This window comes from Enterobacter sp. RHBSTW-00994 (assembly GCF_013782625.1).
GTDB lineage: Bacteria > Pseudomonadota > Gammaproteobacteria > Enterobacterales > Enterobacteriaceae > Enterobacter.
Genome location: NZ_CP056199.1, coordinates 2633650 through 2648608 on the forward strand (window position 1 = coordinate 2633650; position 14959 = coordinate 2648608).

General features: G+C 53.3%; 11 protein-coding genes. 5 read left to right on the plus strand and 6 right to left on the minus strand.

From position 1 onward, the window contains the following. Positions 1-95 precede the first annotated feature (95 nt). The gene (locus tag HV346_RS12660) at positions 96-995 is read left to right on the plus strand and encodes a DMT family transporter (protein WP_181623770.1); all 900 of its coding nucleotides are present in this window, start codon (positions 96-98) and stop codon (positions 993-995) included. Here the strand turns inward: HV346_RS12660 and narI are convergent. Genes narI through HV346_RS12680 form a run of 4 tightly spaced genes read right to left on the minus strand, consistent with a single transcriptional unit; the run spans position 992 to position 7651 of the window. After that, positions 992-1669, minus strand: a complete 678-nt coding sequence (gene narI / locus HV346_RS12665) for a respiratory nitrate reductase subunit gamma (protein WP_181619693.1) — start codon at positions 1667-1669, stop codon at positions 992-994. The two genes, HV346_RS12660 and narI, sit on opposite strands and share 4 nt — an antisense overlap. After that, positions 1669-2379, minus strand: coding sequence for a nitrate reductase molybdenum cofactor assembly chaperone (gene narJ, locus HV346_RS12670; RefSeq protein ID WP_181619694.1), 711 nt, complete (start codon positions 2377-2379; stop codon positions 1669-1671). The genes narI and narJ overlap by 1 nt, the downstream gene beginning before the upstream one ends. Further along, entirely contained in the window at positions 2376-3911 is a 1536-nt protein-coding gene (narH, locus tag HV346_RS12675) for a nitrate reductase subunit beta (RefSeq protein WP_181619695.1), read from the minus strand. Before narH ends, narJ begins: the two co-directional genes overlap by 4 nt. Continuing rightward, the gene (locus tag HV346_RS12680; RefSeq protein ID WP_181619696.1) at positions 3908-7651 is read right to left on the minus strand and encodes a nitrate reductase subunit alpha; all 3744 of its coding nucleotides are present in this window, start codon (positions 7649-7651) and stop codon (positions 3908-3910) included. Before HV346_RS12680 ends, narH begins: the two co-directional genes overlap by 4 nt. A gap of 352 nt (positions 7652-8003) precedes the next feature. Here HV346_RS12680 and HV346_RS12685 point away from each other — a divergent pair, with 352 nt between their 5' ends. Then, a complete protein-coding gene (locus HV346_RS12685) occupies positions 8004-8681 on the plus strand; it encodes a patatin-like phospholipase family protein (protein WP_181619697.1) in 678 nt (225 codons plus the stop codon). After that, positions 8596-9246: a hypothetical protein gene (locus tag HV346_RS12690; protein ID WP_181619698.1), complete on the plus strand. Its 651-nt coding sequence runs from the start codon at positions 8596-8598 to the stop codon at positions 9244-9246. The genes HV346_RS12685 and HV346_RS12690 overlap by 86 nt, the downstream gene beginning before the upstream one ends. Positions 9247-9291: 45 nt before the next feature. Here HV346_RS12690 and HV346_RS12695 read toward each other — a convergent pair whose 3' ends face one another. Continuing rightward, the gene (locus HV346_RS12695; protein ID WP_181619699.1) at positions 9292-10689 is read right to left on the minus strand and encodes a NarK family nitrate/nitrite MFS transporter; all 1398 of its coding nucleotides are present in this window, start codon (positions 10687-10689) and stop codon (positions 9292-9294) included. A gap of 309 nt (positions 10690-10998) precedes the next feature. Between HV346_RS12695 and narX the strand changes: the two genes are divergently transcribed. Next, on the plus strand, positions 10999-12795 hold the full coding sequence (gene narX, locus HV346_RS12700; RefSeq protein ID WP_181619700.1) for a nitrate/nitrite two-component system sensor histidine kinase NarX: 1797 nt from the start codon (positions 10999-11001) through the stop codon (positions 12793-12795). Continuing rightward, positions 12788-13438, plus strand: a complete 651-nt coding sequence (gene narL, locus HV346_RS12705) for a two-component system response regulator NarL (protein WP_181619701.1) — start codon at positions 12788-12790, stop codon at positions 13436-13438. Before narX ends, narL begins: the two co-directional genes overlap by 8 nt. Positions 13439-13440: 2 nt before the next feature. On the opposite strand, the gene HV346_RS12710 is transcribed toward narL, so the two are convergent. Beyond that, positions 13441-14847 (minus strand): YchO/YchP family invasin, encoded by a 1407-nt coding sequence (locus tag HV346_RS12710; protein ID WP_181619702.1) that lies wholly within the window; start codon positions 14845-14847, stop codon positions 13441-13443. Between the last annotated feature and the right edge of the window lie 112 nt (positions 14848-14959).

The following is a 14959-nucleotide window of genomic DNA, read 5'->3' on the forward strand; positions in this document are numbered from 1 at the left end:
ATATATAAAAGTAAAAGACGGATACTACCTTACATCACCTCTGTAAAAACAAATGGGCATTTTCGACAATAGAAGCATTATTCAGGAGGTGTATGATGCGTGATATTCAGAAAGGCGTCTGGCAAATGAGCCTGGCGATGCTTATTTCCGGTTCGATAGGGGCTTTTGTTTTACTCTCCGGTTTACCGGTCACAGAAGTGGTGTTCTGGCGCTGCTTAATCGGCGCAGTTGCGCTGTTTCTTTTTATCCGGTTCAGTAAATCCCCCTTTAGCCCCATAACAACAGTCACCCTGGGTCTCGCCACTCTTGGTGGCGTGGCATTGGTCGTTAACTGGTTACTACTGTTTGCCGCCTATGGGCAGATCTCTATTGGGCTATCTACCGTGGTCTATAACACGCAGCCGTTTATGCTGGTACTGATGGGTGTATTGATGGGAGAACGCGTCAGTCTGGTAAAATGGAGCTGGTTATTCCTCGCCTTCGGCGGTGTTATCATCCTGCTCTCCAGTGAACTGACGGGTAAATATGACGATGGTTTGCTGGCAGGTATCAGTCTGGCGTTGGGAGCCGCGTTCTTTTATGCGCTAACCGCGATGATCACGCGTAAGTTAAAAACTATCGCCCCTCAGCATATCGCTTTTATTCAGGTTCTGACGGGGGTAGTAATACTTTTGCCGATGGCGCATCTGCCCGTATTTACCCGAGACTTCCCCTGGTCGATCTTATTAACGTTAGGCATTGTGCACACCGGCATAATGTATCAACTGCTCTATAGCGCCATTCAGAAACTCCCTACACCTGTTATCGGTTCGCTGTCGTTTATCTATCCGCTGGTCGCCATTATTGTCGATAACCTCGTATTCGGTCATACCCTTACCGCGCCTCAGTTGGCGGGCGGCGTGCTTATTTTGGTTGCAGCGGCGGGTAACAATCTGGGCTGGGGTGAAAAAAAACCCCGCGAAGGCGGGGTTAGGATAAAACCTGGCGTGAATTAACGACGCGCACGCACAATCTGATATTTGCGCGTCAGGTACTCAACCGGCGCGCTCCAGATGTGCACCAGGCGAGAGAATGGGAACAGCAGAAACAGTGTCATCCCCAGCACCAGGTGGATACGGAAGATGAAGGCAACACCATCCAGATGTGCTGATGCACCGCCGTGGAAAGTCACGACAGACTGCGCCCAGCCAACCAGTTTCATCATTTCGCTGCCATCCATATGTTGTGCAGAGAACGGAATCGTCAGCAGGCCCAGGGCGCATTGCACCATTAACAGGGACAGGATCAGAATATCGGCCCCCGTTGTTGTGGCTCGCACACGCGGGCTAAAAAGACGGCGTTTCAGCAGCAGTAAACCGCCCACCAGACACATCACGCCACTCGCGCCCCCCGCAAACATCGCCATCTTCTGCTTCACTTCAATCGGCAGGAAGGATTCGTACATCCAGTGCGGCGTCAGCATACCGAGGAAGTGACCGGCAAAAATACCCAGGATCCCGATATGAAACAGGTTAGAAGCCAGATTCATCCCTTTACGGTCCAGCATCTGGCTGGAGCCCGCACGCCAGGTATACTGGCCGTAATCGTAACGCAGCCAGCTACCAATCAGGAATACCGACCCTGCAATGTACGGATAGATATCAAAGAAGAACATATTCAGGAAGTGCATTATTGCTGTCCTCCGTTGGAGATATTCAAATATTGCGGAGCCACTGCACCGGCAAAGCGACGCTGGTGAGCGGAGATTTCAGACTCACCGCAGTTCTGGTCTGCGAAGAATTTCACCTGCTCTTCTTCCCAGACAGCATCCAGCGCCTGGGGCGTATCATCCCGGGCTTCATCGGCAATTTTTTCCGCCACTTTACTGCTGTCGATTGCGGAATCCGCCAGCTTCACCAGCAGGTCAAAGAGCGCCGCATAGCGACTCTCACGCTGTTGCAGACGCGCGCTAAGCAGCGCCAGAATCGGTGCAATATCCTGCAAACCACCAAGTGCTTCTTCTTTTGGTAACTGCGCCAGATACTCCAGATAAAGCGGCAGATGATCCGGCAGCTCACGGCTGTCGAGCTGCAACCCGTGCGCTTCATACTGCGCCAGCAGGTCGACCATCGCCTGTCCACGGTCGCGGGATTCGCCATGAACATGTTCGAACAGTAGCAGCGATGTTGCACGACCACGGTCAAACAATTGGCTATAGTCAGACTGTGCATCCAGAAGATCCTGCGCGAGCAAATCGCGCAGGAAAACGCCCAGTCGCTGGGCATCCTCTTTATCCAGGTTTTCAGACGACGCGAGTGCATCGAAGAGTTCCTGCTGATGCTGCCAGAGGGCAGCATCCGGGTACTCGAGCAGACGCGAAACAATGACGAGTTCAATCATTGGTGCGGCTCCGTTTTGCTGGTGACGTCCATCGCATCAATACGACGGCTGTTGAACAGGTTGAATTTAGTATCTGAACCGTGACAACCATCACCGAAGGTAAAGCCACAGCCGCTTTTCTCCGGGAAGGCTTCGCGCGCTAATTCACGGTGACTGCTCGGTACAACGAAACGATCTTCGTAGTTAGCAATGGCCAGGTAACGATACATTTCCTGTGCCTGCGCTTCAGTCAACCCCACCTCTTCCAGTGCTCGTGTGTCGATCACGCCCTCAACGGTTTCTGCACGTTTAAAGTGGCGCATCGCCAGCATACGTTTCAGCGCCAGCAGTACCGGCTGTGTATCACCTGCGGTCAGCAGGTTCGCCAGGTACTGAACCGGAATACGCAGGCTTTCCACATCGGGCAGAATACCGTTACTGCCCAGTTCACCCGCATCAGCTGCGGACTGAATCGGTGACAGAGGCGGCACATACCAAACCATCGGCAACGTGCGATATTCAGGGTGCAGCGGCAGCGCCAGCTTCCAGTCCATCGCCATTTTGTACACCGGTGATTGCTGCGCCGCGTCAATAACACTCTGCGGCACGCCGTCTTTCAGCGCCTGTTCAATGATTTTTGGATCGTTCGGATCGAGGAACACATCCAGTTGGCGCTGATAGAGATCTTTCTCATGTTCAGTGCTTGCCGCATTCTCGATGGCATCCGCGTCATACAGCAATACGCCAAGATAACGAATACGGCCTACGCAGCTTTCAGAGCACACGGTTGGCATACCGGCTTCAATGCGTGGATAACAGAAGATGCACTTCTCGGATTTCCCGCTCTTCCAGTTAAAGTAGATTTTTTTGTACGGACAGCCCGTAATACACATCCGCCAGCCACGGCACTTGTCCTGGTCGATCAACACGATGCCATCTTCTTCACGCTTGTAAATCGCGCCGCTTGGGCAAGTCGCGACACAGGCCGGGTTCAGGCAGTGCTCACACAGACGTGGCAAATACATCATGAAGGTGTTTTCGAACTGACCGTACATTGCCTTCTGCATGTTTTCGAAGTTCTTGTCTTTCGACAATTTTTCGAACTCCCCCCCCAGGTCGTCTTCCCAGTTTGGTCCTTTTTCAATCTTCGCCATACGCTGGCCGGTGATCAGCGAGCGCGGACGTGCGATAGGCTGATGCTTGCTCTCTGGCGCGCTATGCAGGTTCTGATAGTCGAAATCAAACGGCTCGTAGTAATCATCGATGCCCGGTAAATGCGGGTTAGCGAAGATTTTACCCAGCAGCAATGCACGGTTACCCATACGCGGCTGGATTTTGCCATTGATCTTGCGGATCCAGCCGCCCTTCCATTTCTCCTGGTCTTCCCAGTTGGTCGGGAAACCCGTACCAGGTTTGGTTTCAACGTTGTTAAACCACGCGTATTCCGCCCCTTCACGGCTGGTCCAGACGTTTTTACAGGTGACTGAGCAGGTATGACAGCCGATGCATTTATCCAGATTCAGCACCATGCCGACTTGTGAACGAATTTTCATTTTACGCTCTCCTGTACCTGGTCATTACCTTCGCCATCTAACCAGTTAATATTCTTCATCTTACGCACGACCACGAACTCATCGCGGTTGGAGCCGACCGTACCGTAGTAGTTAAAGCCATACGCCAACTGGGCATAACCGCCAATCATGTGGGTAGGTTTCGGTGTAATACGGGTGACGGAGTTATGAATACCGCCGCGCTGTTCGGTGATCTCTGAACCCGGCAGGTTAACGATGCGTTCCTGCGCGTGATACATCATGGTCATCCCGGCCGGAACACGCTGGCTGACAACGGCACGGGCAGTCAGTGCACCATTGCTGTTGAACACTTCAATCCAGTCGTTATCCACGATATCCAGCTCTTTCGCGTCGGCTTCGCTCATCCACACAATCGGACCACCACGACCCAGCGTCAGCATCAGCAGGTTGTCGCTGTAGGTAGAGTGGATCCCCCATTTCTGGTGCGGTGTCAGGAAGTTGAGCGCTTTTTCCGGGTTGCCGTTAGATTTTTCGCCCATCACTTCTTTCACCGAGCGGGTATCAATCGGTGGACGGTAAACCAGCAGGCTCTCACCGAAATCACGCATCCACGGGTGATCCTGATACAGCGACTGACGGCCCGTCAGGGTACGCCATGGGATCAGCTCGTGAACGTTGGTGTAACCGGCGTTATAAGAAACATGCTCATCTTCAAGTCCTGACCAGGTCGGGCTGGAGATGATTTTGCGCGGTTGCGCCTGAATATCGCGGAAACGAATTTTTTCGTCTTCTTTATTCAGCGCCAGATGCGTATGGTCGCGCCCCGTAAACTCACTCAATGCAGCCCAGGCTTTCACCGCCACCTGACCGTTGGTTTCCGGCGCCAGCGTCAGAATCATCTCTGCCGCATCAATCGCCGTATTCAGCATCGGCTGACCTTTGGCTGGCCCCTCGGCTTTGGTGTAATTGAGCTTACGCAGCAGGTCCATTTCGCTCTGGGTATTCCAGGCAATACCTTTACCGCCGTTACCGATTTTCTCCATCAACGGGCCGATAGAGGTAAAGCGCTCATAGGTCGCCGGATAGTCACGTTCCACCGGAATAATGTGCGGTGCAGTTTTTCCTGGGATCAGGTCACATTCACCTTTTTTCCAGTCCTTCACATCCAGTGGTTGCGCCAGTTCAGCCGCAGAGTCATGCTGAATGGGTAGCGTCACCACATCGGTTTCAACGCCCAGATGCCCGACACACACTTCAGAGAATTTCTTCGCGATACCTTTGTAGATATCCCAGTCACTTTTGGATTCCCATGCAGGGTCAACCGCAGCAGACAAGGGATGAATAAACGGATGCATATCCGAGGTATTCATGTCGTCTTTTTCGTACCAGGTGGCAGTCGGCAGCACGATGTCGGAATACAGACAGGTGCTGGAAAGACGGAAGTCCAGGGTGACAACCAGATCCAGCTTGCCGTCGAGACCATTGTCCTTCCATTCCACCTCTTCCGGCTTCACGCCACCTTGTTTACCCAGATCTTTTCCCTGAATACCGTGTTCCGTACCCAGCAGGTACTTCAGCATGTACTCGTGACCTTTACCGGAAGAGCCCAGCAGATTAGAGCGCCAGATGAACAAGTTGCGTGGGTGGTTTTTCCCGTTTTCAGGCTGTTCCGCCGCGAAGCGAATCGACCCCTCTTTCAGGGATTTGACGGTGTAATCTACCGGGTTCATTCCGGCTTTCTTCGCCGCTTCGGCAATGCGCAGCGGGTTTGTTCCCAGTTGTGGCGCAGACGGCAGCCAGCCCATACGTTCAGCACGTACGTTGAAGTCAATCAGATGCCCACTGTAGCGGGATTTATCCGCCATCGGTGACAGCAGCTCTTGCGCGGTGACGGTTTCGTAACGCCACTGGCTGGAGTGGTTATAGAAGTAAGAGGTACTGTTCATGTGACGTGCCGGGCGCTGCCAGTCGAGGCCAAACGCCAGTGGCTGCCAGCCCGTTTGCGGGCGCAGTTTTTCCTGCCCCACGTAGTGCGCCCAACCGCCACCACTTTGGCCGACACAACCGCAGAAGACCAGCATGTTGATCAGACCACGGTAGTTCATATCAAGGTGATACCAGTGGTTCAGACCTGCACCGACGATGATCATCGAACGGCCGTGCGTCTTGTCGGCATTTTCCGCAAACTCACGGGCGATACGGGTGATATTTGCGCGCGGCACACCGGTAATTTTCTCTGCCCAGGCCGGGGTATAGGCTTTGATGTCATCGTAGCTGGTGGCGCAGTTTTCATCGTTCAGACCGCGTTCCAGGCCGTAGTTTGCCATGGTGAGGTCGTAAACAGTGGTTACCAGCGCGGTCGACCCGTCCGCCAGTTGCAGGCGCTTCACCGGCAGTTTGTGCATCAGGACGTTTTGCAGTTGGACCTTATTGAAGTGCTCAGTGCCATCGCCCCCGAAGTACGGGAAGCCCACTTCAGCAATCTCATCCTGGCTGCCCAGCATGCTGAGACGCAGTTCCGTCTCTTCTCCGGACGTACCATCACGTTGCTCAAGATTCCACTTGCCCTTTTCACCCCAACGGAAACCAATAGAACCGTTCGGTGCAACCATGTCACCCCTGGTGTTACAGGCAACGGTTTTCCATTCCGGGTTATTTTCCTGGCCGAGAGCATCCACCAGATCGGCGGCACGCAGCATACGCCCCGCCGCATAGTAGCCGTCTCGCTCTTCCAGCATGACCAGCATAGGCATGTCGGTGTAGCGACGCACATAATCTGTGAAGTACTGGCTTGGTTTATCCAGATGGAATTCGCGCAGCATAACGTGGCCCATCGCCAGCGCCATTGCCGCATCGGTTCCCTGTTTCGGGGCTAACCACAGGTCGCACAGTTTTGCGATTTCGGCATAGTCTGGCGTGACGGCAACGGTTTTGGTCCCTTTGTAACGCACTTCGGTGAAGAAGTGGGCGTCCGGGGTACGGGTCTGCGGAACGTTAGAACCCCATGCAATGATGTAGCTGGAATTGTACCAGTCAGCAGATTCAGGAACGTCGGTCTGCTCACCCCAGGTCTGAGGAGACGCAGGCGGTAAGTCGCAGTACCAGTCGTAGAAACTCAGGCACGTCCCCCCGATGAGAGAAAGATAACGTGCGCCAGAGGCGTAAGAGACCATCGACATTGCCGGGATCGGCGAGAACCCGGCCACGCGATCCGGCCCGTACGTTTTCACGGTATAGACGTTAGAGGCCGCAATCAGCTCATTCACTTCCTGCCAGGAAGATCGGACAAAACCACCCCGACCACGCGCTTGCTTAAAGCTTTTCGCTTTGTCGGCATCTTCAATGATGGAAGCCCAGGCATCGACCGGATCGCTGTGCTGCACTTTCGCTTCACGCCACATCTTCATCAGACGTTTGCGCATCAGTGGATATTTCAGACGGTTTGCACTGTACAGATACCAGGAATAGCTCGCACCACGCGGACAACCACGCGGTTCATGGTTTGGCATATCCGGGCGTGTGCGCGGATAATCGGTCTGCTGCATTTCCCATGTCACCAGACCATTTTTAACGAAAATCTTCCAGCTACATGAACCGGTGCAGTTTACACCGTGGGTAGAACGCACGACTTTGTCATGCTGCCAACGTTGACGGTATCCATCCTCCCAGTCCCGGTTGGTCTCCAGAACCTGACCGTGCCCATCGGCAAAGGTTTCGCCCTTCTGCTTGAAGTAGCGAAACCGGTCCAGAAATTTGCTCATCGGGTATCTCCTGTGTGGAGCCTGTGGCTCTCTAAATCGACATTGCTGATTTGCAGCGAAGGTAACGCTATGAAAGATGGCGATAATTGATAACGATCAAGGGCAACCGGGATGCTTCAGGCAGGAAAAACGCAAAATACCACCAAAGAAGTAGGATTTTTTATTTTTTAACAATTTGTTTTTTATGGTTTTTTTATAAAATCAACACCGCAAAGGGTAAAACCACACAATGATTAGTTATTAAGTGGTAGGCGTTTGTTTGTCCGTAAGAACCGCGTATGAGTCTCATTTTTTTATTATTCGTCTAGAGTCTGTTTATCTCACCCTGTTCCCGACGCGTAAGGGCATAAAAATGAGTGATCCAGAAGCGCAGACTGACCCGAATGAACACGATGAAATAAACGCCATCAACGCCCGACGAGCGGATTTAGATCTCCCTCAAAGCACAGGTACTGACACAATTGGATTAGCGTTATCCGGCGGAGGGATCCGCAGTGCCGTATTTAACCTCGGTTTGATTCGCGCACTGGCAAAAAAGGAACTTCTGCGAAAGTTTGATTATCTTTCGACCGTGTCGGGTGGGGGATATGTCGGGGCAATGCTGGGACGTTTATATCAGGCATTAGATCCGCTTCTCAGTACTTTCAGCGGTAAACTTGATCATATTAAAAAGGTGACCAACCCGTTACCGGGTGACGATATTACTTTTGGAAAATACCAGCCCCATTTATTTCAGGGACCGATCCACCTTATGACCTGCTGTATTAATCAGACCGTTGATGACCGTAGCCGCAACTATGATGCCGACCGCAAAGGCATCGCTTTAACCGTTAGCGCGTTTGGGGCGGAAACCGGTACGCAAAGGCCTTCCCTATCAAAACCGGTCGCAGGGTCCCACACTTTCGCACTGGGTCGCTATTTCGGGGGCAGCAGCGGCAACCGGTATGGGGTCACGCACCTCTCCGGGGCTGGCGTTTCTGCTTTTCCTGATTGGTGGCAGGCTGGGGTATTGGTCGCCCAACCTGGTTAAATCCCCGGCCACAAAAGATCCGCTTGCCGCACTGTTCGCTGAAATGTTTGCCCGTTTCCCTGGGAAAAATAGCCAGTACTGGTATCTCTCTGATGGCGGTCATTTTGAAAATACAGCCGTTTATCCGCTCTTAAAGCGCCGGGTAAAAACCATCGTGGTTGCTGACTGCGGCGCGGACCCGGAATTTATCTTCGACGATCTGGACAACCTGGTGCGCAAGGCGCGAATTGATTACGGGATTTCGATACTGTTTTCCCCGGCCATCACAGGCAGACGGACATCGGTAGCGCAGTTGAAAAAAGGGAAAACAGACTTGCCTCTCATTGAAGCCAGAATTCACTCCCCCAAAACAGCAACGGAGAAGGCCAGGCCCGGCAAACTGATTATCGTTAAACCGCATCGCCTGGCGAATATGGGGCTTGATACAACCTGTTATGCAAGCCACCACCCGGATTTCCCTCAGCAAACGACGGGCGATCAATTCTTCGATGAGGAGCAGTGGGAAGCATACCACCAGCCAGGTCTTCAGGCCGGTAAGGCGATAACAAAAGAGATGCTGCCATAGCAAAAAAAAGCGCGGCCCTAAGGCCGCGCAAACGGATAATCAAACTTACTTGTTTTTCTTGGAATTACGTCCGTATACCAGCCACGTGATCACCACACAGGCGATATAGAATACGAGGAATATTTTCATCGCACCTGCCGGAGAACCCGTCAGGTCGAGCGAGATGCCAAAGGCCTTAGGAATAAAGAACCCGCCGATAGCCCCAATCGCAGAGATAAAGCCCAGCGCCGCTGCGGTATCAGTTGCAGCCTCGCGCATTGCCTGCTCTTCTGTGCCGCCCTGCGCTTTTACCCGGTCCATCGTGAGCTTGCGGAAGATCAGGGAGATCATCTGGAAGGTAGACGCGCTCCCCAGTCCGGCCGTCAGGAACAGCACCATAAACACCGCGAAGAACGCCACAAAGTTTCCGCCCTGCCCGTTCGTCGGCAGCGTCAGGAACAGCAGCGCGCAGAAGATAGCCATGACCACAAAGTTCACCAGCGTGACACGCGTTCCGCCCAGTCGGTCAGAAATCATGCCGCCAGTGGAACGCGCCAGTGCGCCAATGAACGGACCGAAGAACGCGTAATGCAGGATCTGCACTTCCGGGAACTGGGTCTTCGACAGCATCGCAAAGCCCGCAGAGAATCCGATAAATGAACCAAACGTCGCGAGGTATAACAACGCCATCACCCACAGATGTCCACGCTTCAGGACTGGCAGTTGCTCGCTCAGCGACGCTTTTGACGCCGACAGGTCATTCATAAAGAACCAGGAGGCAAGCGTCAGTACGATCAGGAACGGAACCCAAATCCAGGCCGCATTTTGCAGGTACAGCCAGGAGCCATCAGGCTGTGCGACACCGGTTCCGCCAAATACGGCAAAAATAGAAACGGAGATAGCCAACGGGGCAATCAACTGCATGACGCTGACGCCCATGTTCCCCAGACCGCCGTTAATACCCAGCGCGCCACCTTGCTTCGCTTTCGGGAAGAAGAAGCTGATATTCGCCATGCTGGAGGCAAAGTTTGCCCCCGCAAAGCCACACAGCAGGGAAATAATCACAAACACGCTAAAGGGTGTCGAGGTGTCCTGCACCGCAAAACCCAGCCATACGCACGGGATAATCATGATCCCGGTGCTGAAAGCCGTCCAGCGACGCCCCCCAAACAGGGGAACCATAAAGGCATAGGGCACACGCAGCAACGCACCGGACAATGCCGGTAAGGCGGTCAACATAAACAGCTGATCGGTGGTAAACGTAAAGCCCACTTTCGGCAGGTTTACTGCCACTGCACTAAACAACATCCATACACAAAATGCCAACATCAGGCACGGAACTGAAATCCACAGATTACGACTTGCTACACGATGACCGCGCTGTTGCCAGAACGCCGGATCTTCCGGACGCCATTCGGTAATGACAGCACCGTCTTCCCTTTCGGGAGCGGATGAGTGACTCATAGACACCTCTGATTCTTGAATGATGCTGCAAACATTAGGGTTTTAGGGCAGAGGTAAGTTGATATAAATCAAAGGAAAAGGTGGAGGATCCGCGGTCAAAAAAAGATCATTACTCTTAGTGGGTAGGGTTTTTCGGCAAAAAAGGTGTGGTTTTTCACGGTGCTGAGGCGTCAGCATCTCCCCCTTCCACAACCCCGTACCTCTTTGGCAATTTAGAGGTAATCCTTTATTGGTATGGGTATACTCCAGGGTATGCACGAGAATAGCGCCATTCCTGCAAGCAGGCCACGTCAGGAGCCCGGCAACCCTATGTTAAAAAGATGTTTATCTCCGCTGACGCTAGTCAACCAGTTAGCGTTAATCGTTTTGCTCTCCACCGCCATCGGTGTGGCAGGCATGGCTATTTCCGGTCGGCTGGTCCAGGGCGTACAGGGTAGCGCACATGCCATTAACGAGGCAGGCTCACTACGCATGCAGAGTTATCGTCTGCTCGCCGCCATTCCGCTCACCGCAGAAGATCAACCCCTTCTGGATGAAATGGAGCGAACCGCGTTCAGTTCTGAGCTGGCATTTGCCGCCAACCGTGACGGGCAGCAGGCGCAGCTAAAAGCCTTACAGGAATACTGGCACAGCCAGCTTGAACCCGGCCTGCGTCAGGCAAAATCACCGGACACAGTCGCGACCGACGTTGCCCGTTTTGTGGCGCGCATCGATGACCTTGTCTCCTCGTTTGACCATACCACTGAGATGCGTATCGAGCAGGTTGTTTTGTTGCATCGGGCCATGGCCATCTTCATGGGGCTGCTGTTGGTTTTCACCATCATCTGGCTACGCAAGCGCTTGCTCAATCCGTGGAAACAACTGCTGGCGGTAGCCCGCGCTGTCACCCATCGAGACTTCACAAAACGTGCTCGCATCAGCGGTCGTAACGAAATGGCCATGCTCGGCCAGGCGCTGAATGACATGTCTGCTGAGCTGGCTGAGAGCTACGCCGTACTGGAACAACGTGTACAGGAAAAAACCGCCGGTCTGGAGCAGAAAAACGAAATCCTCTCTTTCCTGTGGCAAGCTAATCGTCGGCTGCACATGCAGGTTCCTCTCTGTGAGCGCCTCTCCCCGGTATTGAATGGTTTGCAAAATCTGACGCTCCTGCACGACCTGGAATTGCGTGTCTATGACGTTGAAGATGAGGAGAATCATCAGGAATTCACCTGTCAGTCGGATATGTCATGCGACGACAAAGGCTGCCATCTTTGCCCTCGCGGTTTACCACCGATGAACAACAGCGGCACAACGCTTAAATGGCGCCTGACAGACAGCCATACACAATACGGCATTCTTCTGGCGACGCTGCCTAATGGCCGTCATCTGAGCCACGATCAACAACAGCTGGTCGATACGCTGGTTGAACAACTGACGGCCACGCTGGCTCTCGATCGTCACCAGGAAAAACAACAACAGCTGATCGTGATGGAAGAACGCGCCACCATCGCCCGCGAACTCCATGATTCCATCGCTCAGTCCCTCTCCTGTATGAAAATGCAGATCAGCTGTCTGCAAATGCAGGACGACGGTATGCCGGACAGCAGCAAGCAATTGCTGAGCCAGATCCGCAACGAACTCAACACCTCGTGGGTACAGCTTCGCGAATTACTGACTACCTTCCGTTTGCAGCTGACTGAACCGGGTCTGCGTCCCGCTCTCGAAGCCAGCTGCCGTGAATTTAGCGCCCGACTGGGGTTCCCGGTGAAGCTCGATTATCAGCTTCCGCCGCGTTTTGTTCCTTCCCATCAGGCCATTCATTTACTGCAAATTGCCCGTGAAGCGCTGAGTAACGCACTCAAACACGCCGATGCAACCGCAGTAACCGTAACTGTCAGTCATCACGCTAACCAGGTGAAACTTACGGTTCAGGACAACGGCTGCGGCGTGCCGGAAAATGCCGAGAGAAGTAACCACTATGGTTTAATTATCATGCGAGACCGCGCACAAAGCCTGCGCGGTGATTGCCAGGTTCGCCGGGGAGAGTCTGGTGGCACTGAAGTAGTGGTCACCTTTATTCCCGAAAAGCCTCAAATAACTGCTCAAGGAGAAAACCATGACTAATCAGGAACCGGCAACCATCCTGTTGATCGACGACCATCCAATGCTGCGCACGGGTGTCAAACAGCTTGTCAGCATGGCGCAGGATATCACCGTTGTGGGCGAAGCCAGCAACGGCGAACAGGGTATTGAACTTGCCGAATCACTCGATCCTGATTTGATCTTGCTCGATCTCAATATGCCCGGCATGAACGGACTCGAAACGCTCGATAAATTGCGGGAAAAATCGCTATCAGGCCGCGTGGTGGTCTTCAGCGTTTCCAACCATGAAGAAGACGTGGTGACGGCGCTAAAACGCGGGGCTGACGGCTATCTGCTGAAAGATATGGAGCCAGAAGATCTGCTTAAGGCGCTGCAACAAGCTGCGGCAGGCGAAATGGTGCTGAGTGAAGCGTTAACGCCCGTGCTGGCTGCCAGTTTGCGCGCCAACCGAGCCACGTCTGACCGCGACGTCAGCCAGTTAACCCCGCGTGAACGCGATATCCTGAAGCTGATTGCGCAGGGTCTGCCGAACAAAATGATCGCCCGTCGCCTGGATATCACCGAAAGTACGGTCAAAGTCCATGTGAAGCATATGTTGAAGAAAATGAAGTTGAAATCACGGGTTGAAGCCGCGGTGTGGGTTCATCAGGAACGTATTTTTTAATCTCATTCTTCCGGCAGCAGCTTCCACCGAGGATCGTCGTTGGGCAACGCGATCAACGGTGGCACAACCGTTAGCGTGATCTCATTGGAAGAGACACGCTGCCCGTCTTCATCTTCGACCACGACAGACAACCGCCAGCGATTACTTGCTCCTTCTTGCCCATCCCAGGCAGGCATAATCACGCTCCAGCCTTCTTCGCTGCTCTGTTTTGCGGGCGACGTCAGGCTCAGGGCCTGCGTGTCTCCCTGCCAGTGTAATTGGCGGATACCGTGTGTACTGCGGACCTGTAATTTCAGTATTACCGTTTCCCCCCCTTTGAGATCCCAGGGCGGCGTCGCCAGATAAACTGACAACGTTTTACGCTGACGGAACTCCATCACGGGGAGGTTATCCCGTTCAGGAGAGTCATACCGACTTCCCCGTAACGAGCGTGTGATCGCCACTTCGCTCGCGGAAAGCTGTTTCTCAAGCGGAACGCCGAAACGATAGTTGAGCTTCATGCCCAGATTATTCTGGCTTACGCCGCTTTCCCCTTGCTTATGCGCCGCTGAGAACGTTAGCAGCGGTACTGGCGTGTAGTTGAGTCCAAGGTTCACCGCCATCGGATTGTGATAACCCGTCCCGCTGTTAAACAGATCCACACTATCGCCAAAATACTGCTCGAAGCTGACGCTGGTATTCAGGTGATGAAACCAGGGCAGCCAGGCTTTTGCGGTAAGATCGTATCCGCGCGCCATGCGTTGCTCCTGCACATCGGAACGGTTTCGCCAACTGGCAAATGGCTGATAGTAATTTGCCGATAAACGTAAGTTTTCGCCCCAGGCCTCTGCCCCCAACCCTGCCCGCTGGAGATTTTCATCAAGCAGGTTGTCATAAAAAGTGTTGTAGCCCAGTAACCATTTCCCGGCCAGCCAGCGTTGTCCAATGCCCGCATTGCTTACCAGACCGTCGGTTTGCTGGGTAAGCCCCAACTGACTCCAGCTCAGATAGCGGTTATTGTCTTGCCAGGGCACAAACCAACGGCCACTGCTGCCTGTGAATTCGCCATTCTCATCCACCAGCAAGTCGACACTGGCATTGCCCCATGGCGAGAGCCAGGATTCAATCTGCTGGTTCACCTCACCGCTCAGCGCATCCCGCACCTGACCAAAAGCAAACTGACGCGCCTGCTCACCGGTGGTGAGGCCATTATCGACCATGCTGGCTTCACCAAACGCTTTAGCCACTTCTGCGAGATGTTTTTCACCGTCGGCTGTAGGCTTTGCCAGCCCCAGGTCAGGTAAACCATCGCCATCGTTATCAAATGGATTTTGCGCCTGTTGCACAAAGGAATTCGGCGTGCCGAAAACAGGCCCGGCCGAGACAAGGAAGAGTAAACACAGCGGGCGAATGCGGGAAGAAACAACCATCAACGTCTGGAAAAGGAACCTGTATTTTGAAATATACCTTTTACTACCTTAGCGTGTTCAGGAAGTAATTGCAGCCTTAACAGAAATTTCAGGAAAAACCTGAACTCTGAAA